12 protein-coding genes are annotated in these 17,853 nt (G+C 64.8%); 11 read left to right on the top strand and 1 reads right to left on the bottom strand.

Going from position 1 to position 17,853, the window contains the following annotated elements; genetic code table 11:
- Nucleotides 1-161 precede the first annotated feature (161 nt).
- The 11 genes from P0D68_RS16375 (at nt 162) to P0D68_RS16325 (ending at nt 14,829) form a co-directional block, all read left to right on the top strand.
- The gene (locus P0D68_RS16375) at nt 162-1,961 is read left to right on the top strand and encodes a S10 family peptidase (protein WP_408297541.1); all 1,800 of its coding nucleotides are present in this window, start codon (nt 162-164) and stop codon (nt 1,959-1,961) included.
- 181 nt (nt 1,962-2,142) lie between these two features.
- Nucleotides 2,143-2,889 (top strand): FadR/GntR family transcriptional regulator, encoded by a 747-nt coding sequence (locus tag P0D68_RS16370; protein ID WP_091809257.1) that lies wholly within the window; start codon nt 2,143-2,145, stop codon nt 2,887-2,889.
- Between the two features lie 253 nt (nt 2,890-3,142).
- Entirely contained in the window at nt 3,143-3,886 is a 744-nt protein-coding gene (locus P0D68_RS16365; RefSeq protein WP_408297543.1) for a (Fe-S)-binding protein, read from the top strand.
- A complete protein-coding gene (locus P0D68_RS16360; RefSeq protein WP_408186398.1) occupies nt 3,883-5,277 on the top strand; it encodes a lactate utilization protein B in 1,395 nt (464 codons plus the stop codon). The genes P0D68_RS16365 and P0D68_RS16360 overlap by 4 nt, the downstream gene beginning before the upstream one ends.
- Nucleotides 5,264-5,851, top strand: coding sequence for a LutC/YkgG family protein (locus tag P0D68_RS16355; RefSeq protein WP_408186397.1), 588 nt, complete (start codon nt 5,264-5,266; stop codon nt 5,849-5,851). Before P0D68_RS16360 ends, P0D68_RS16355 begins: the two co-directional genes overlap by 14 nt.
- Before the next feature lie 74 nt (nt 5,852-5,925).
- The gene (locus tag P0D68_RS16350; protein ID WP_091808042.1) at nt 5,926-6,810 is read left to right on the top strand and encodes a LysR family transcriptional regulator; all 885 of its coding nucleotides are present in this window, start codon (nt 5,926-5,928) and stop codon (nt 6,808-6,810) included.
- Nucleotides 6,811-6,965: 155 nt separating this feature from the next.
- A complete protein-coding gene (locus P0D68_RS16345) occupies nt 6,966-7,979 on the top strand; it encodes a succinylglutamate desuccinylase/aspartoacylase family protein (RefSeq protein ID WP_408297547.1) in 1,014 nt (337 codons plus the stop codon).
- A 58-nt stretch (nt 7,980-8,037) separates the two neighbouring features.
- Nucleotides 8,038-9,453, top strand: a complete 1,416-nt coding sequence (locus P0D68_RS16340; protein WP_091808047.1) for an MFS transporter — start codon at nt 8,038-8,040, stop codon at nt 9,451-9,453.
- 197 nt (nt 9,454-9,650) lie between these two features.
- Nucleotides 9,651-10,538, top strand: coding sequence for an MBL fold metallo-hydrolase (locus P0D68_RS16335; protein WP_408297551.1), 888 nt, complete (start codon nt 9,651-9,653; stop codon nt 10,536-10,538).
- Nucleotides 10,539-10,621: 83 nt separating this feature from the next.
- Nucleotides 10,622-12,568 carry a VRR-NUC domain-containing protein gene (locus tag P0D68_RS16330; protein ID WP_408297553.1) on the top strand — a complete coding sequence of 649 codons (1,947 nt, stop codon included), beginning with the start codon at nt 10,622-10,624 and terminating at the stop codon, nt 12,566-12,568.
- Complete coding sequence (locus P0D68_RS16325; protein ID WP_408297555.1) at nt 12,565-14,829, top strand: ATP-dependent DNA helicase; 2,265 nt, start codon at nt 12,565-12,567, stop codon at nt 14,827-14,829. The genes P0D68_RS16330 and P0D68_RS16325 overlap by 4 nt, the downstream gene beginning before the upstream one ends.
- A 291-nt stretch (nt 14,830-15,120) precedes the next feature.
- On the opposite strand, the gene P0D68_RS16320 is transcribed toward P0D68_RS16325, so the two are convergent.
- Entirely contained in the window at nt 15,121-17,775 is a 2,655-nt protein-coding gene (locus P0D68_RS16320) for a mechanosensitive ion channel family protein (protein ID WP_408297557.1), read from the bottom strand.
- Between the last annotated feature and the right edge of the window lie 78 nt (nt 17,776-17,853).

Here is a 17,853-nt window from a genome sequence, read left to right as displayed (position 1 = left end):
TTCGAATCACGTAACGAAGCGATGCGTCTTGGGAGGAATGGGTGTCCTCGGCAGTTTTCGATTGACGCCGCCAAAGGCCGCGTCAAAAATCGAGCGCCGACTTCGTCTTAAGCTAGGACATTCCGGACGCCGGCGCATATCGACTCACTGTCGGGAACCCCATGGGCCTTCGCTTCACCCTCTCGTTACGCCGATCCCTCATGGCAGGGTCGATGGCGGCCGCTCTCGTGGCGATGGCGCTCGTGCTCGTCATGCTCGCCGCATTCAGCACGGTGTGTGCGGCGGCTGAACCGGACGCATCACCGGATGCGGCCGCGAGCGCGGAAACCGCGGCGTCCGCGCCAGGCGCACAGGACTCGCCGAACTCGCCGCGCGTTGTGAGCGGCAAGCCGAAACAACGCGGCGAGCCGAACGCCCAACCGGTCGGCGATCCGCATGCGGGCGCGGTGCGCGCCACTCGCCAGCCACGCGCGATTGAAACGACTCAGAGCGACGTGTCGGCCAGTACGGCGCAGCGCAATGCGAAAGCGGAGTCGGCGCCGATTCCCGTGCCGCCGGAAACCGCGTCGGTGACGCAGCATTCCATCCGGCTCGACGGCCGCAAGATCGACTACACGGCCACCGCCGGCAATCTGCTGCTGCGCGACAAGACCGGACAGGCCAACGCGAGCGTGTTCTATGTCGCCTACACCGTCGCCAGCAAAACACCGGCAACGCGGCCGGTCACGTTTCTCTTCAACGGCGGACCGGGCGCCGGCAGCGTATTTCTGATGATCGGCTCGTTCGGGCCGAAGCGCGCGCGTACCGCGAGTCCCGCCATCACGCCGCCCGCGCCGTACACGCTCGCCGACAATCCCGACAGCCTGCTCGACACCACCGACCTGGTATTTATCGATGCGGTCGGCGCCGGTCTGTCGAGGGTGGTCGGCCACGGCACGGGCAAAGACTTCTGGGGCGTGGATAAGGATCTGGACGCGTTTTCGCAATTCATCGACCGATACCTGACGGTAAACCAGCGCTGGAATTCGCCGAAGTATCTGCTCGGCGAATCGTATGGCACCGCGCGCGCCGCGATGCTGGCGTATCAGTTGGGGCAGGACAATATCGCGCTCAATGGCGTGATCCTGATGTCGTCCGTGCTCGATTCCGCCGCATTCTCGGCGGGCGCCGACTTCAGGAGCGAAAGCTATCTGCCGAGCTTCGCGGCCATTGCTTGGTATCACGACAAGATCGTGCCGAAGCCGGCCAGTCTGCCGGCCTTTCTCGACGAAGCCCGCACGTTCGCGCGTGGGCCGTATGCGCAAGCGCTCGCGCAAGGCGACGCGCTGCCCGACGCCGAGCGCGATGCGATCGCCGCGCGCGTCGCGCAGTTCACGGGGCTCGACGCCGCCTATGTGAAGCGTAGTCGCCTGCGTCTTTATCCGTCGCGTTATCGCACTGAACTGCTGCGCGACGAGGCGCGCAGCGTCGGCCGGTACGACGCGCGCTTCGAAGGAATCGACTTCGACAGCGTGTCCGAGCGTCCCGATTACGACGCTTCGGTGAGCAGCGTGTCGAGTGCCTTCGACGCGGCCCTGCACCAGCATTTCGCTCAGGACCTGCACTTTACGCCGGCCGACCGTTACCGCGTCTTCAACGACGAAGCGCTGACGCAGTGGGACTGGAAGCATCGCGAATGGTGGGGTGAACATTTGCCGGTGCCCTATGCGGCGGGCGATCTGGCCGAAGCGATGCGGCAAAATCCCCAGTTGCGCGTGATGTCGCTGAACGGTTATTTCGATCTGGCCACACCGTTTTACGCAACCGAATACGCGCTCGCGCATCTGGGCGTGGACGGGCCGCTGCGCGCCAACGTGCGAATCGCTTACTATCCGACCGGCCACATGATCTACCTCGACGACGCGGCGTTGCGTACGCTCAAACGTGATCTGGCGAGTTTCTATGCGGCGGGAGCGCGCTGAGTTTCCCGGCAACCCTCAGGACGCGGCCGGCGCGTCTTTCGCCCGCAATTGGCCCGCGCCGTTGAACGGTATAATCCGTTCGACGCCGCGCGGTGCTTCCATGCTTGCATCGAGTCGCGCCCAGGTGGTTGTCCACTGCCTGAAAATCCGCCTGATCAACCGGCTTCACTCATCGCTGCCCATGCCATTCCTCCCGATCCAGTCCTTCACGCGCAAACGGCTGTCCGACGTGGTGTCCGACCAGATCAAGCAACTGATTTCGGACGGCACGCTAATGCCCGGCGACCGGCTGCCGGCCGAACGCGACCTCGCCACGCAGCTCGGCGTGTCGCGGCCTTCGTTGCGGGAAGCGCTGATCAGGCTGGAAGCGGACGGCTACATCGAAACCTCGGGGCGGGGCGGTTTTACGGTGGTCGACGTGACGGCGCCGATCATCTCCAAGCCGCTTGCCGAGCTGCTGCTGCAAAATCCGCGCACCAGTGCCGATATTCTGGAGCTGCGCCAGGGGCTCGAATCGATTTCGACGGTCTATGCCGCGCAGCGCGCCACGGCCGCCGACCTGAAAAAGATCAGCGCGGCGTTCGAGGCATTGAAGGCCGGCTCGCTGTCGCAGGACCGTGTGAACCTCGCCGAACTCGACGCCGCGTTTCACCTCGCGATTGCCGACTCCACGCACAACATCGCGCTCGCGCATGTGATGCACGGCATCCACACGCTGATTCGCGAGGGCATGCGCCAATACCATCGGCTGATCGATTACGACGACGCGATGGAAAAACAGTTGATGAGCCAGCACCAGGCTATCTACGACGCCGTCATGTCGCGCGACGCGCAGAAGGCCCGCAAGGCGGCTGAGCGCCATCTGGCCTATGTGCGCGAGATGTACAAGGAAGACGCGGCCAAGCCTTCATCGAGTACGGTTGCGTGATTCCCTGAGTGCCTCGCGCGGCGTGCCCGACAGGGCCGCGGCGCGATCCTCCTCTGTCCTGCGATTGACACCCTCGGTCAACTTCCTTATATTCTTGGTCAGACCAACCATACCAGTCTTACAAAAGCGCCGGAATCTCCGCTGATCGGCCTGCTTGCCGCGCAAACTGTCGCGACGACTTACTCGTGCGCCGCCACGATTCCGCAGTAGAGTAGATAACTCGCCGGCTGCCGCCTTTCTTTTCAATGAGCTTATGAAAGTCGCCCTGTTTATCCCGTGCTTCATCGACGCGTTCTATCCCGAAGTGGGGATCGCCACGCTCGAACTGCTCGAACGTTTCGGTATCGAGGTCGACTATCCGCAGGAGCAGACCTGCTGCGGCCAGCCGATGGCCAATAGCGGCGCGCATGCCGAGGCAGCCGGCGCCGAGCGTGTGTTCGCGCGCAACTTCGCCGGCTACGACTTCATCGTCGGGCCGTCGGCGAGTTGCATCCATCACGTGCGCGAGCATCTCACCGCGCTCGAGCAGACCGACGAAGTGAAAAAGGTCCGCGCGAACGCCTACGAACTCGTCGAGTTTCTGCACGACGTGGTCGGCGCGCGTGAGTTTCCGTGGGCCGAGTTTCCGCATCGCGTGGGTCTGCACAATAGCTGCAGCGCCTTGCGGCATCTGAAGGAAGCATCGATTTCGGAAGTGGCGGGCACGCCGTTTTCGAAGCCGCGCACCCTGCTCGAAGGCGTGAAGGGCATCGAGTTCGTCAAGCCGGCGCGGCCAGACGAATGCTGCGGTTTCGGTGGCACCTTCTCCGTCACGGAAGAGCCGGTGTCGGTACGCATGGGACAGGACAAGGTGCGCGATCATCTGAACGCGGGCGCCGAGTACATCGTCTCGGGCGACATGTCGTGCCTGATGCACCAGCAGGGCTGCGCGGAACGCATGAAAGCCGACGCGCGCTTCATTCATATCGCGCAGGTCCTCAACGGAGCACGCGCATGAGCAACCGGATCGATCACGCGAAAGCGGCAGGCGCTTTCATCAGCAAGACAGAGCACGTTGCGTTTCACGACAAACGCCTGTGGGATTTGCGCGAGAAGCGCGATGCGCAGGCGCACGGCATTGCCGAGTGGGAGACGATGCGCGAACTGGCATCGGGTATCAAGGAACACACGCTCTCCAATCTGTCCACGTATCTCGAACAGTTCGCGGCGGCCGCCGAGGCGAACGGCGTAACGGTGCATTGGGCCGCTACCGCCGAAGAGCACAACGCGCTCGTGCACCGGATCATGTCGGAGCGTGGCATGACCACGCTCGTCAAAAGCAAGTCGATGCTCACCGATGAATGCAAGATGCGCGAGTACCTGGAGCCGCGCGGCATCACGGTGATGGAAACGGATCTGGGCGAACGCATCCAGCAGCTCGATCATCAGGATCCGAGCCATATGGTGGTGCCGGCGGTCCACAAGTTGCGCGCCGACGTGGCCGAGCTGTTCGGCCGCACCATCGGCACCGATCCGAAGAACAGCGATATCCACTATCTCGCCGAAAGCCAGCGGATGAACACGCGGCCGTACTTCGTGCGCGAGAAAACGGCCGGCATGACCGGCTGCAATTTCGCGGTGGCGGAGACCGGCACGGTGGTGGTGTGCACGAACGAAGGCAATGCGGACCTCTCTGCAAACGTGCCGCCGTTGCATATCGCGTCGATCGGTATCGAGAAGCTGATTCCGAAGGTGTCGGACCTCGGCGTGTTTGTCCGCATGCTGTCGCGCAGCGCGCTCGGCTCGCCGATCACGCAGTACACATCGCATTTCCGCGCGCCGCGTCCGGGCACGGAGATGCATTTCATCCTCGTCGATCACGGCCGCTCGGAGCGGCTCGCGATGGAAGACTTCTGGTATTCGCTCAAATGCATTCGCTGCGGCGCCTGCATGAATACGTGTCCGGTTTACCGGCGCAGCGGCGGGCTGTCGTATGGCGGCACGTACTCGGGGCCGATCGGCGCGATCATCAATCCGACTTTCGATCTGAAGCGTTACAGCGCCTTGCCGTTCGCCTCGACGCTCAATGGCAGTTGCACCAACGTGTGCCCGGTGAAGATCAATATTCACGAGCAGATCTACAAATGGCGCACGGTGATCGCCGAGCATCACGAAGTGCCGTTCGTGAAGCAGGAAGTGTTGAAGATGGCAGGGCGGCTGCTCGCGAGTCCGACCTTGTATCGCGCGACGGTGTCGTCGATGAGCAGCGCGCTGCGGCGCTTGCCGAATTTCGTGTTGTACAACCCGCTCAATATCTGGGGCAAGCAACGCGAGTTGCCGGAGGCGCCGAAGCTGACCTTCCACGCCTGGTACAAGAAGAATCGTGGAGCTGACCATGACAACGCGTGACGCTTTTCTGGCAAAGGTGCGGCAGGCGCAGCCGGCGGCGCGGCCGCGGCCCGACGTGCCGCTGTTCAACCCCGTGGGTGGCGATCTGCGCGCGCGCTTTACGGCGGCGCTGCAGGCCATGGGCGGCGTGTGCGTCGACGGCACGACGGCGAGCGACGTGGGCGGCCTGATTCGCGAGCGGTTCGGTGCCGAGGCATCCATCGCCTCGGCAACCCAGGAAGTGCAGGGCACGCGCACGCTCACCGCCGACACGGAACCTGCTTCGCTGCAGGACATCGACGTCGGCGTGGTGCGGGCTCGCTTCGGCGTCGCCGAAACCGGCTCGGTATGGTTTAGCGAACGCGAGTATGTGGTCAACGCGCTCGGCTACATCGTGCAGCATCTGGTCGTGCTGCTCGACCCGGCGCAACTGCTCGACGGCTTGCAGGACGTATACCGGCGCGATGATTTCCGCGCTGCCCGTTATGCGGCGCTCGTCACCGGACCTTCGGCGACGGCGGATATCGAAGGCGTGCTGATTCGCGGCGCGCAAGGCGTGCGTTCGTTGACGGTGGTGTGGCTGGCGGCGGAGTAAAAACGCCAACGCCGCGGCGTGATCGAATGGCACAATGCCGGCATCCCATTCGATAAGCCACCCATTCTGCTGACATGGAACTCCGGCATCTCCGATACTTCGTCGCCGTTGCCGAGCACGCGAGCGTGCGCGGCGCATCCGAGCAGCTCCACGTCACCCAGCCGGCGATTTCCCGGCAAATCCAGGATCTCGAAGAAACGTTGGGTGTCGCGCTGTTCGAGCGCACGCCGCGCGGCCTGAAGCTGACGCTGGCAGGCGAAGCCTATCTGCGTGAAGCGCGCGGCATTCTGCAGCAGGTCGAGTCGGCGGCGCGTGCCGCGCAACGAATCGCGGCGGGCGTGTCCGGACACGTGCGGATCGGCTTCGTAGAAAACGCGGTTTGGGGCGGGCTTGTGCCGAACGCGCTGCAAGCGTTCCAGCAGGCGGCGCCGCAAGTCGGCATCGAACTCACGCCGATGAACACGCCGGAGCAACTGGACGCGATCACTCAGGGCACGCTCGACGGCGGTTTCGTCTATCACTTCGGCGCGTTGCCCGAGCAGATCACCAGTTTGCCGTTGCTCGAAAACGGCGTGGTGCTGGCGGCGCCGGCCGCGTGGTCGTTCGGCCGCCGCAAGTCGGTGCGCGCGGCGCAGCTGGCCGGCAAACCCTTCATCACGTTTCCACGGCATGTTTATCCCGCTTACTACGACCGCTTGATTGGCGCATGCGAGCGCGCCGGTTTGACGCTCGACGTCGTGCAGGAAGTCTCGACGGAAGCCGCGATTCTCTCGTTGGTGTCCGCCGGCGTGGGCGCGGCGATCGTCAACTCGGCCAATCGCGACCGGCCGCCGGCGCTGGTGCAATTCCTCAACCTGGCCGATCTGTCGATCGCGCTGCCGCTGCATTTCGCGTATCACGAGCAGCACCGCAATCCCGCGCTCGCGCAATTCATCGCCTTGCTCAAGGCGCAACGGTAACGTCCGGACTCGCCGTACCCCGATGCCTTTAAAGCATCGGCTTCCCTAAAAATCGGCATTGGCGCTGGTTTTTTGCCTCGACGATATTGATTGCATGGCCTCGCGTCGTCGTCCAACGACGGTATTCCGGCTTACTTTCTTATCGGGAGACAACCATGCCGTCCACACCATCGCTGATTTCCACCGACATCGACTACGAACGCCCCGGCCTGCAGAACGGCACGTTACGCGTGCCGTATTCGCACGACCGCTCCGCATACGGCCACATTCCGGTGCCGATTACCGTGCTCAACGGCGGTGACGGTCCCACGGTGCTGCTGACCGGCGGCAATCACGGCGATGAATACGAAGGTCCCGTCGCACTGATGAAGCTGGTTCAGCGCATGCCGTCGATGACGGTCCAGGGCCGCCTGATCGTCGTGCCGGCGCTGAATTTCCCGGCGTTCATCAACGGCTCGCGCACCTCGCCGATCGATCGCGGCAATCTGAACCGCGTTTTTCCGGGCGCGCGCAACGGCAACCTCACCGAGATGATCGCGCATTATGCGGATACCGAACTATTTCCGCGTGCGGACGTGGTGATCGATCTGCACGCGGGCGGTGCTTCGTTCGATCATCTGCCGGCGTTGCTCGCGGCGCCGCCCGGGGACCCGTCGCGTCGCGCCGAATACCGCCGGCTCGTCCAGGCATTCGCCGCGCCGCACACCATGCTCATGGATCTGCTCGGCGAGGACCGCACGTATGGCGCGGCCGTCGAGCGGCACGGCAAGCTGTTCCTGTGCGGTGAATTCGGTGGCTATGCGGCCTGTAATGCCGATGGCGTAGCGATCGTCGAGGATGGTTTGCGGCGCGTGCTGCACACGCTCGGTGTCACGCCTGACGATAATCCTCCCGCGCCGCGACACGACACGCGCTGGTTGAAAGTGGATGGCGCGCGGCACTATGTGTTCGCCTCGCGGGCGGGCGTGGCCGAACCCGTGTTCGCGCTCGGCGACCGGGTCGAGAAGGACCAGTTGGCCGCGCGGGTATTCGATCCGTATGCGCCGTGGAGCGCACCACAGGAACTCCGCTTTGCCGGCAACGGCGTGGTGGTATGCAAGCGTTCGTTTGCGCGCGTCGAAGCGGGCGACTGTCTCGCCGTGCTGGCTGCGGATGCGCATTGGCAGTGACGCGCTTCGTCGAAGGGAAGCAAGCCATTTCTTCGCAGTGCCCAGCCGGAGATTCGCCATGAATGCAGTCACCACCGTGTCCGATTCGAACGACGCCGACACGCGTCGTGGGCACACTTACGTTGTCGTTCTGTTCTTTGTCTGCTTTGCGTTTTCGTATCTCGACCGCCAGATCGTGAGCATTCTCGTGCAACCGATCAAGGAAACGCTGGCGCTCACCGATACGCAAATCGGCTTGTTGCAAGGGTTTTCGTTCACGCTGTGTTACGCGACGGCGGGCGTGTTCATTGCGCGGCTGATCGACCGTTCCAATCGCGTGCGTCTGATCGCGGTTTGCGTGGCGATCTGGGCCGTCTCCACCGCGTTGTGCGGTTTCGCGCACAACTTTGCCGAACTGCTGGCCGCGCGTGCGGGGACGGCGATTGCGGAAGCGGGCTTGAGTCCGGCGGCGCTGTCGATCTTCAGCGATCTGTATCCGCCGCGCAAAGTCACGCGGGCAAGCAGCGTGTTCATGCTGGGACCGTATATCGGCGGAGGCGTGGCCTTGTTCGGCGGCGGCATGCTGCTCGGTGCGCTCGAACATGGCGCGGGCGCCGCGTGGCTCGCGGGTATCGGTTTGAACGGTTGGCAGGCGGTGTTCGTCGCGGTCGGCTTGCCGGGGCTGGCACTGGCGGCAATCGTCGCGTTATCGGTGCGGGAACCACAACGGCGCGGCTTGTTCTCCACGCTTCGTACAACGGCCGAAGGGTCGGCCACGCACGACGTCGTTTCGACTGCAAAGGCTTCGACGCAAGTCTTCGCGGACAAAGCCGCTCACGACAGTACGCCGCCGCTGAAAGACGTGCTGCGCGAGTTGTTCGTGAAGAACCGCTTCTGCTTGCCGTACTTCGGCGCGTACGTCGCGCTGATCACGCTGTTTTACTCGCATGCGGCATGGTTTCCGACGCTGCTGATCCGTCATTTTCATCTGACGCCGCGTGCCGTCGGACAGATGGCGGCGCCGGCCTACATGTTCGGCGGCATCCTCGGGGTGGTGAGTGCGGGTTTGCTCGCCGGCCGCGTCAGCGATGCCGCGGCGGTGCGCAAAGTGCTGGCGTTGTCCGGGTTGGCGGCTGCGTTGCTGGTGCCGGCCGCTATTGCGATGCCGCTCGTTGGCGACGTGCACGTCGCCGTGGTGCTGTATGGCGCGTGCGCGTTCGCGGCGAGTGTGGCGATGGCGTTGGCGCCTGTGCCGATCCAGATCGCGATTCCGAATCGCATGCGCGGACGCTCGATCGCGTTGCTGGTGTTTCTTACCAATGCGATCAGCGGCGGGCTGGGACCGTTCGCGGTCGGCTTCATCAACGAGCGGCTTGGCGGGCACAGCGCGGGTTTGGGTGTGGCACTGGCTTGCGTGGGCGGCATGGCGGCCGCGTTCAGCGCGCTGCTGTACGGTGTGGCGGCACGCCGCACGCCGGCGAAAACGTTCTCGTGACGTTGTTTTCATGGCGATGCCTGCAAAGCATCGCCATGCGTAGAAAACGGCATTGGCCGGCATGCGCTGGATTTGCGATAGTGAAGCCATTGGCCGCGGCAGCGCCACGTAACCGCTACTTAAGCGCTACTTAAGCGCTACGTAAGCGCTACATAAGCGCTCAGGTTGCTGCCGCCGCACTTTCACGGAGTCACACCATGCCGACTGAGGTTCTTACGCACCGAGTAGGGGACGCACGCATTACCCGCGTCAGCGAAACCTGTTTTCCGTTAGCGCCGGCGGTGCTTTATCCAGACTGGGCATCCTCCGCGGCGGAAGAATTGAGCCGGCGTGTGTCGGCGGAGAGTCTCGACCTCGAACGCAACGAGGTGAAACTGAACGTGCACACCTGGGTCGTGCAGATGGAGGGCCTGACCGTGCTGATCGACACCGGTATCGGCAATTTCAAGGAGCGGCCGTTCAGCAAGCTGTTTCATCGACTGAACAACCCGTATCTGGAGCGCCTCGTCGAGGCGGGCGTCTTGCCGGCGCAGGTGGACGAGGTGCTGCTCACGCATTTGCATGCGGACCACGTGGGCTGGAATACGCAGTGGATCGACGGCCGGTGGCAGCCGACCTTCCCGAATGCGACATACGTGTTCCCGCAAGCGGAGCAGGATTTCTTCGCGACTCCAGCGGGGGATAGCCGCCGCATGGTTTTCGAGGACAGCGTCGTGCCGGTGATCGAATCCGGGCAGGCCGCGACGACTCCCGCCGAGGGCGGCGCGTGGCGCGAGGGCATTGTGTTTCATCCGACGCCCGGGCATAGCGCCGGTCATATGTCGATTTCGATCCGCTCGCGCGGCGAGGAAGCGATCTTCACCGGCGATGTGATGCATAACCCCGTCCAGGTCTACCGTCCCGAATGGAACTCGACCTTCTGCCTCGATGCGGCGTCGGCGCGAAACTCGCGGCACTGGCTGCTCAACTATGCGGCCGATCACGATGCGATGCTTTTCACCGCGCATTTTCCGCAGACATCGGCGGGGCGCGTGAGAAGGGGCAGGGACGGATTCGAATGGCAGTACGTTCACGCCGCATCCTGACGTTGTATTGAGCCAATCTGGACGGCGCCTTCACGGATTTTGCTATCATCACTGTATAAACATACAGGTTTCGTGAAAGTCCCGTGGCAACACCTGCCTCTCCCTACGCTCTCTACTATCTGCTGAACTTCGAGCGCGCCCTCGCGTGGCTCGCGCAGCGCTACGACGACCTGTTCGACGCGCAGGAGCACGCGTTTCTGCGTGAGTTCGCCGCGTTGCCGCAGACTTCGCGCGCGCTGCTGGTTCGCATGCTGATGCGTAAAGGCACGCTGTTCCGCGCGAGCCGCCTGTCTTACGAAGAGATCGGTTGCCCATTGCAGGCAGCGGCGCCCATCGCCGCGCTCGGCTGGGTCGACACCGAGCCGGGCCTGACGCTCGACGATCTGTTCGCGCTCACCACGCGTGCAGGGCTAATGGAAGTTTTCGCGGACACCATCGCGTTAATTCCCGGCGCAAGGGGCTTGCGCAAACCGGAATTGCTGGAAACCCTGCGCCCGTTTTATCGTGGCGAGCGCGACGAGGAAAACGCCGCGGCGCGCCCGCTCTCCGCTTGGCACGCTCAAGCTGCGGATTGCGTGCTTCACGTTGCAATCGCGCCGCTTTGCGAACGTCTGCGTTTGATGTTCTTCGGCAATCTGCAGCAGGAGTGGTCGGAGTTCGTGCTGGCCGACCTCGGTGTGTTCCAGTACGAGAAGGTGGCGTTCGCGCCTTCGTCGCGTGCGTTCCAGCAGCGCGCGGACGTCGACGTCTATCTCGCCTTGCACGCCTGCCGCGAAGCGCTCGAATGCCTGCCGGGCGGCGACGCGGATGCAGCCGTTATCGAAGAACTCGTCGCGGCCGTCGGCGAAATCGAAACCTCGAATCCCTGGCTTGAAACGCGGCGCGCGAAACTGCTGTTCCGCATTGGCCACCTGTGCGAGCGTCGGCAGAACTGGACGGCCGCGCTCGCCGTTTATGAGCGTTGCGGCTGGCCCGGCGCGCGCCATCGGCGCATGCGCGTGCTCGAACGCAGCGAGCGTTTCGACGATGCCTACGCGTTGGTCTCGCAAGCCGCCCAGGCACCCGAGAGCGAAGAGGAAGCACAACGCATCGCGCGCATGCTGCCGCGTTTGCAGCGCAAGCGCGGCGTGCCGGTTGCGCGTACGAGCGCGGCGAGTCCGGTCGAGCGGGGCACGCTGGTGCTGCCGCAGCCCGCGGCGCCAATGGCGGTGGAATATGTCGTCCGCGATCATTTGACGTGCGAGGCCGCGCCGGTCCACTACGTCGAGAACGCCCTGATCAATTCGCTGTTCGGGTTGCTGTGTTGGGAGCCGGTCTTTGCGGCGCTCCCTGGCGCGTTCTTTCATCCGTTCCAGCGCGGTCCGGCCGATCTGCACGCGCCGGATTTCCATGCGCGCCGCGCGGAACAGTTCGCCGCGTGTCTCGCGCAACTCGACAGCGGCGTTTATCGCGAGACGATCTGGCGGCATCTGCACAGCAAGGCGGGGCTGCAATCGCCGTTCGTGTTCTGGGGGCTGCTCTCGCCGGAACTCGTCGCGCTGGCGCTCGATTGTCTGCCCGCCGCGCATCTGAAACTGTGGTTCGAGCGCTTGCTGGGAGATATTCGCGGCAATCGTTCCGGGTTGCCTGATCTGATCCGCTTCTGGCCGGACGAGCGACGCTACGAGTTGATCGAAGTGAAGGGCCCCGGCGACCGCTTGCAGGACAACCAGATCCGCTGGCTCGCGTACTGCGCGCAGCACGGCATGCCGGTGCGCGTGCTCGACGTGCGCTGGGCCGATGAAGTCGTCGCAGTACAGACTGACGCGGCTGCAGGCACTGCGGGGGTGGCCGCAGAGGTCGCGGCCGAGGTCAATCGCGAGGCCGCCACGGAGATCGCCACCGGAGTTTCCACTGCGGTCACCGCCGAGATCACCGCCGCAGTGGCCGCCGCGGTCTGCACCGAGGCCACCGCCGAGATCACCGGCAACGCCAGCACCACCGTCAACGCCGAAGCCATCCGCCACACCAAAACCGAGGCCGCCGCATGACGTACATCGTCGCCGTGCGGGCAATGTGCGAGTTCACCGCGAGGCGCGGCGATCTGGACCTGCGCTTTACACCGGCGCCGACCTCGCTCGAAGGAATGGCGGGCCACGTGACGGTTGCCGGGCGGCGCGCAAGCGGCTACGAAACCGAAATCACGCTGACCGCCACGCATCGCGGCCTGACCGTGCGCGGTCGCGCCGACGGCTACGACCCGGCGGCGAACCGGCTGGAAGAGATCAAGACGCATCGCGGCGACCTCGAACGCATGCCCGCCAATCACCGCACCCTGCATTGGGCGCAGGCGCTCGTCTACGGTCATTTGCTATGCCGCGCGCGCGGGCTCGCCGGGCTGACGGTGGCGCTGGTGTACTTCGACATCGGCACTCAGAAGGAGGTGCTGCTGACGCAAACGCATACCGCGCGCGACCTGGAGATTTTCTTCGTCGAGCAATGCGAGCGTTTTCTCGATTGGGCCGTGCAGGAAGAGGCGCATCGGGCCGCACGCAATGCCGCGCTCAATGCGTTGCAGTTTCCGCACGGTCAGTTTCGCAGCGGCCAGCGCGAGCTGGCGGTGTCGGTCTATCGCTCGGCACGCGACGGCAAGCCTTTGATGGCGCAGGCGCCCACCGGCATCGGCAAGACGCTTGCGACGATATTTCCGCTACTCAAGGCGTGCGCGTCGGACCGGATCGACCGGGTATTTTTTCTGACCGCCAAGACGCCAGGCCGCGCGCTCGCGCTGGACGCGATCGAAACGCTCCATCGCGGCGCCGGGCACTTGCCGTTGAGAACCCTCGAACTCGTCGCGCGCGACAAGGTCTGCGAGCATCCCGACAAAGCCTGCAACGGCGATTCGTGTCCGCTCGCGCGCGGCTTCTACGACCGGCTCGACGCGGCCCGCAGCACGGCGCTGGCAGGCTTGCGCCTCACGCGCGCGGCGGTGCGCGATGCGGCACTCGCGCACGAAATCTGTCCGTACTATCTGGCACAGGAACTCGCGCGCTGGGCCGACGTGGTGGTCGGCGACTACAACTACTACTACGACAGCAGCGCCATGCTGTACGCGTTCACGCAGATCAACCAGTGGCGCGTGGGCGTGCTGGTGGACGAGGCGCACAATCTGCTCGACCGTGCCCGCCGCATGTACACCGCGTCGCTCGATCAGGCGGCATTCCGGCTCGCGCGCAAAACCGCGCCGGCCACATTGCGCAAGCCGCTTGAACGGCTGCAGCGTGAGTGGAGCGCCGTCAAGCGCGCGCAGAGTGCGAGCTATCAGGTCTACACGGAAGTCCCTGGCAAACTGCTCTCCGCCGCGCAAAATCTGATCGGCGCCGTCACGGATCAACTGGCGGAAGCGCCGCTTTCCATCGACGAAGCAGCGCTGCGGTTTTTCTTCGACACCATGCATTTCGTCGCGCTCGCCGAGCAGTTCGGCGAGCATTCGATTTTCGACATCACGCTCGCCACGGATCGTTATGCGCCGCGCGACAAGAGCAGTGCCACGCTTTGCGTGCGCAACGTGATCCCGGCGCCGTTTCTCGCGCCGCGCTACGCGGCCGCGCGCAGTACGGTGATGTTCTCCGGCACGCTCAATCCGCATCATTTCTATCGCGACACGCTGGGGCTGCCCGAAGCGACCCAATGGCTGGATGTCGAAGGGCCGTTTCGCGCCGAGCAGTTGCGGGTGCGCGTGGCCGGCAACGTGTCGACGCGCTGGCGCGACCGCGAGCGCTCACTCATCCCGATCGTCGATCTGATTGCGAAGCAATATGCGGCGCAGCCGGGCAATTATCTGGGCTTTCTGAGCAGCTTCGAGTATTTGCAGCGAGTGGTCGCGTTGATGCGCGAGCGGCATCCCGGCTTGCCGGTGTGGGCGCAGGAACCCGGCATGGACGAAGCGGCGCGCGACGCATTTCTGGCGCGCTTTCGGACCATGAACGAAGGCGTGGGCTTCGCGGTGCTTGGCGGCGCGTTTTCGGAAGGCGTCGATCTGGTCGGGGAGCAGTTGATCGGCGCGTTCATCGCCACCCTCGGTTTGCCGCAGATGAACGAGATCAACGAGCAGATGCGCCGCACGATGGAAGCGAAGTTCGGCAACGGATACGACTACATGTATCTGTACCCCGGGTTGCAGAAGGTGGTGCAGGCGGCCGGGCGCGTGATTCGCACGGAGCAGGACCAGGGCGTGGTGCATCTGATCGACGACCGGTATCGGCGGCCTGAAGTGAAGCGGTTGCTGCCGCGCTGGTGGGACGTGCAATAGCGCCCGAGATGGCAGTTTTTTGGGTGCGCCTTTTTGCCTCCTGGCAATCGGCCTGCGTAGCGCCGCCGGCGCCGTGGCGGCATGGCGTCACGATTCACGCTTGTGGCAGCAACGATGTGGCGTGGGGACTGTGATGCATCGGCGCCGGTCGAACTTAACGGTCGGCTCACCGCAGCGCCCCTCGAACTCAACGGCCGGCTCACCGCACCGCTGATACCCGGCGCTTCGCTACACCGCTGATACCCGGCCCTTCGCTACGTGCCTACGAAGCCGCCGGCCACGGCCTCCACTTCACTCATGCGGAGAGCTTGAACCAGGATTGGCTGGCGTCCCTGGGCCGCCGGCCGGCTTAGGGTCGACGGGCAACTGGTCCTCCACCGGCGCGTCGGCTTGCTGGGCCGCGGCCGAAGACGGCGCGTCGGCGCGCGGTTCGTCCCTGGCGACTTCGCTGCGTGCCGTGTCGAGCGTTTCGTCAGCGTCGATCTTCGCCGGCACGCTTTCCGGATCCCACGTCAACAGATTGCGCTGCGGGTTCGCGATCGCGATGCCGCGTTCGCGGAACTGGTCGAGAATGCGGCGGTTGAATTCGCGCTGCACGCCCCAGCGCGCGCTGTCGCGGCACTGAATCTGGCCGGCTAGCGTAATGGCCGAGCCGTCCAGCGCATCGACGCCCCAGAAGCTGAAGTCCGACAGGATGCCGTCCTTGAAATTGTCGTCCTCGCGCAAGGCGGCGCCGATTTCCTTCAGCGTGCCAATGGCGAGATCCACATCCTGGCCGAACACGATATTGACCTTCACCGCGGCGTTGCCGATACCCCGGTTGGTGTTGTTCACCGTCGACACCGAACTGAACGGCACGGTGTAGAGCGAGCCGTCGCCGCCGCGCAGCCGCACCGTGCGGATCGACAGATATTCGACGGTGCCCGACACGCCCGCGAGCGTGACCCAGTCGCCCACCTGCATCGCGTTTTCCATCAACAGGAAAATGCCCGTGATGAAATCCTGCACCAGCTTCTGCGAGCCGAATCCGAGCGCCACGCCGAAGATGCTGGCGCCCGCCAGCAGCGGCCCGATATTCACGCCGAGTTCGCTCAGGCCGGTGAGCACCACCACCAGCGCGATGGCGCAGAAGAGCGCGCTGCGCAGCATCGGCAGCAGGGTGCGCAAGCGTGCGGCGCGCACGAGATCGCCGCTCGTGGTCCAGCGATCCAGCCGCTGTTCGACCGACACGTTCACGCTTTCCCACACCAACAGCGCGACGACGGCCGCCACGCCGATCGTGATAATCGCCGACGCGAGCCGGTGCCCGATCGTGCCGGCGCGAAACAGCTCGCCCACGTGCACGCCCCATACCTGCAACAACGCAAGCGCGGTCACGATGCCGATGATCCACGCCACCAGGCGGCGCACCAGCGGGTAATAGCGGTACGCATGCTGATGCACGAGCGACCTGGCCGTGTCGTCCTGCACATGGAAGAGCCGGGCCAGCGCGCCGAACAGCACGATCGACACGACCCGCGCGCCCACCAGCACCGCCAGCGAAATGCCGCCGAGATGGAGCAGCGTCTGATAGCCGTTCTGCACGTCGAGTGCCCAGATGAACCACAGCGCCATCACGACGAATACCGCGAACCAGGCCCAGACTTCGGCGAAGACGTTGCCGGCCATCTCCAGCGATTTGCGTGCGGCAACGCCCTTGCGGATCAGTTCGCCGACCGGCGCCGCGCATTGCAGGAGCAGGATCGAGACCATGATGTGGCCGGCGAGCGCGACCACTTTCATCAGCGCGAGATGCGCCGCGTCGTTCAGACCGAGCGACACGGCAATCTCCGCGATTGCCGAACCGGCGCCCACCACGCTGACGATCCGCACGATCCAGCGCTGCACGAAGTCGGCCCACGCATCACTCATACGCAGCAGGCGCAGACGCGGCGCGGCCGGTTGCAGGAAGAACCCGCCGACGATCACGATCACGCGGCACAGCACGTAGATATCGATCAACGAATCGAGGGCGCGGTCTTGCGGCGAGCCGTCATCGGCGAAGATCGACATCAGCGCGCTTGCCGCGCTGACGAACACCACGAGCGGCAACAGCCGCAGCGCCAGAGTGAGGAGCGCGCGCGGCAGGCGTTGCAGCAGCGTCCAGTGATGTTTGGCGTTCTGCTTGCCTTTGGCTTCCGTGAGCTTGCCGTTGGCCGCGGTGGCCGCGGATGTGCCAGCCGGCACGGCGGCCGCTTTCGCTTGCGCTGCCGTCACCGGCGAGGGCGGCGAAACGGGCAGCGGCGGCGCGGCGTTCGGCGCGTCGGCGGGTCGGGGCGCAACGTCCACCGGCAGGTCGGCTTGCGGAGCGTCGTCTGCGTCGCCCAGTTCACGGCGCGCCGCCAGCGCCTTGTAAGCGCGGCGCAACAGGCGGCGCGCGAGCCATTCGAGTCCGAGCGCGGGGATCAGCGCGGCCAGCAACGACCAGGCGACCTGGCCCAGGACGGCGCGTGCGTGCGGGTTGGTCGATTGCCACTGCCACCAGGCGCGCACCGAGGCGACATCGAGCAGCGCGCCGACCGAACTGCGTACCGACGTGCCGAAGCGGACGGCCCAATGCGCGCCCTGACGTGCCAGTTGCGAGGCAAGTCCGTTCGACTTGAATGCCGCCGGCACGAGGGCGGCGGCGCCGCTTGCCGCAGCGGGTGCCGACGCGGCCGTAGGTGCCGAAGCGGGCGGCGCGCTCAACGCGCCGGCGGCGGCGATCGCCTGCAACGTATCGGCGACCTGCGCGCGGCGCTTGGGGTCATTGAGGACGGCGAGCGCCTGACGAGCCTGTTCGGGCGTCAGCGTCACCCCAGGACTGGACGCTGACGAGGCGGGTGCGGCGGAGGCTGCCGCGGCAAAGACCGGTAAAGCGCCGAGCGCGAGAAGAACGAAAAACCAGGCTTGGAGTAGTTTGCGCATAAGGTGAAAGCGGGGGACGGATGCGGATGGCTGTGCCGATATCGACGGATGGGATCGGCTGCGCGACCAAGAACCGAC

It is taken from the genome of Paraburkholderia sp. RL17-380-BIE-A (assembly GCF_046028085.1).
Lineage (GTDB): Bacteria > Pseudomonadota > Gammaproteobacteria > Burkholderiales > Burkholderiaceae > Paraburkholderia.
The sequence above is the reverse complement of the archived record's forward strand: the minus strand, read 5'-3'. Positions and strand labels throughout refer to the sequence as shown.

What these genes read in the sequence shown, in the direction of transcription:
- P0D68_RS16375 (WP_408297541.1), top strand. Translation starts at nt 162, where the DNA reads ATGGGCCTTCGCTTCACCCTCTCGTTACGCCGATCCCTCATGGCAGGG.
- P0D68_RS16370 (WP_091809257.1), top strand. Translation starts at nt 2,143, where the DNA reads ATGCCATTCCTCCCGATCCAGTCCTTCACGCGCAAACGGCTGTCCGAC.
- P0D68_RS16365 (WP_408297543.1), top strand. Translation starts at nt 3,143, where the DNA reads ATGAAAGTCGCCCTGTTTATCCCGTGCTTCATCGACGCGTTCTATCCC.
- P0D68_RS16360 (WP_408186398.1), top strand. Translation starts at nt 3,883, where the DNA reads ATGAGCAACCGGATCGATCACGCGAAAGCGGCAGGCGCTTTCATCAGC.
- P0D68_RS16355 (WP_408186397.1), top strand. Translation starts at nt 5,264, where the DNA reads ATGACAACGCGTGACGCTTTTCTGGCAAAGGTGCGGCAGGCGCAGCCG.
- P0D68_RS16350 (WP_091808042.1), top strand. Translation starts at nt 5,926, where the DNA reads ATGGAACTCCGGCATCTCCGATACTTCGTCGCCGTTGCCGAGCACGCG.
- P0D68_RS16345 (WP_408297547.1), top strand. Translation starts at nt 6,966, where the DNA reads ATGCCGTCCACACCATCGCTGATTTCCACCGACATCGACTACGAACGC.
- P0D68_RS16340 (WP_091808047.1), top strand. Translation starts at nt 8,038, where the DNA reads ATGAATGCAGTCACCACCGTGTCCGATTCGAACGACGCCGACACGCGT.
- P0D68_RS16335 (WP_408297551.1), top strand. Translation starts at nt 9,651, where the DNA reads ATGCCGACTGAGGTTCTTACGCACCGAGTAGGGGACGCACGCATTACC.
- P0D68_RS16325 (WP_408297555.1), top strand. Translation starts at nt 12,565, where the DNA reads ATGACGTACATCGTCGCCGTGCGGGCAATGTGCGAGTTCACCGCGAGG.
- P0D68_RS16320 (WP_408297557.1), bottom strand. Translation starts at nt 17,775, where the DNA reads ATGCGCAAACTACTCCAAGCCTGGTTTTTCGTTCTTCTCGCGCTCGGC.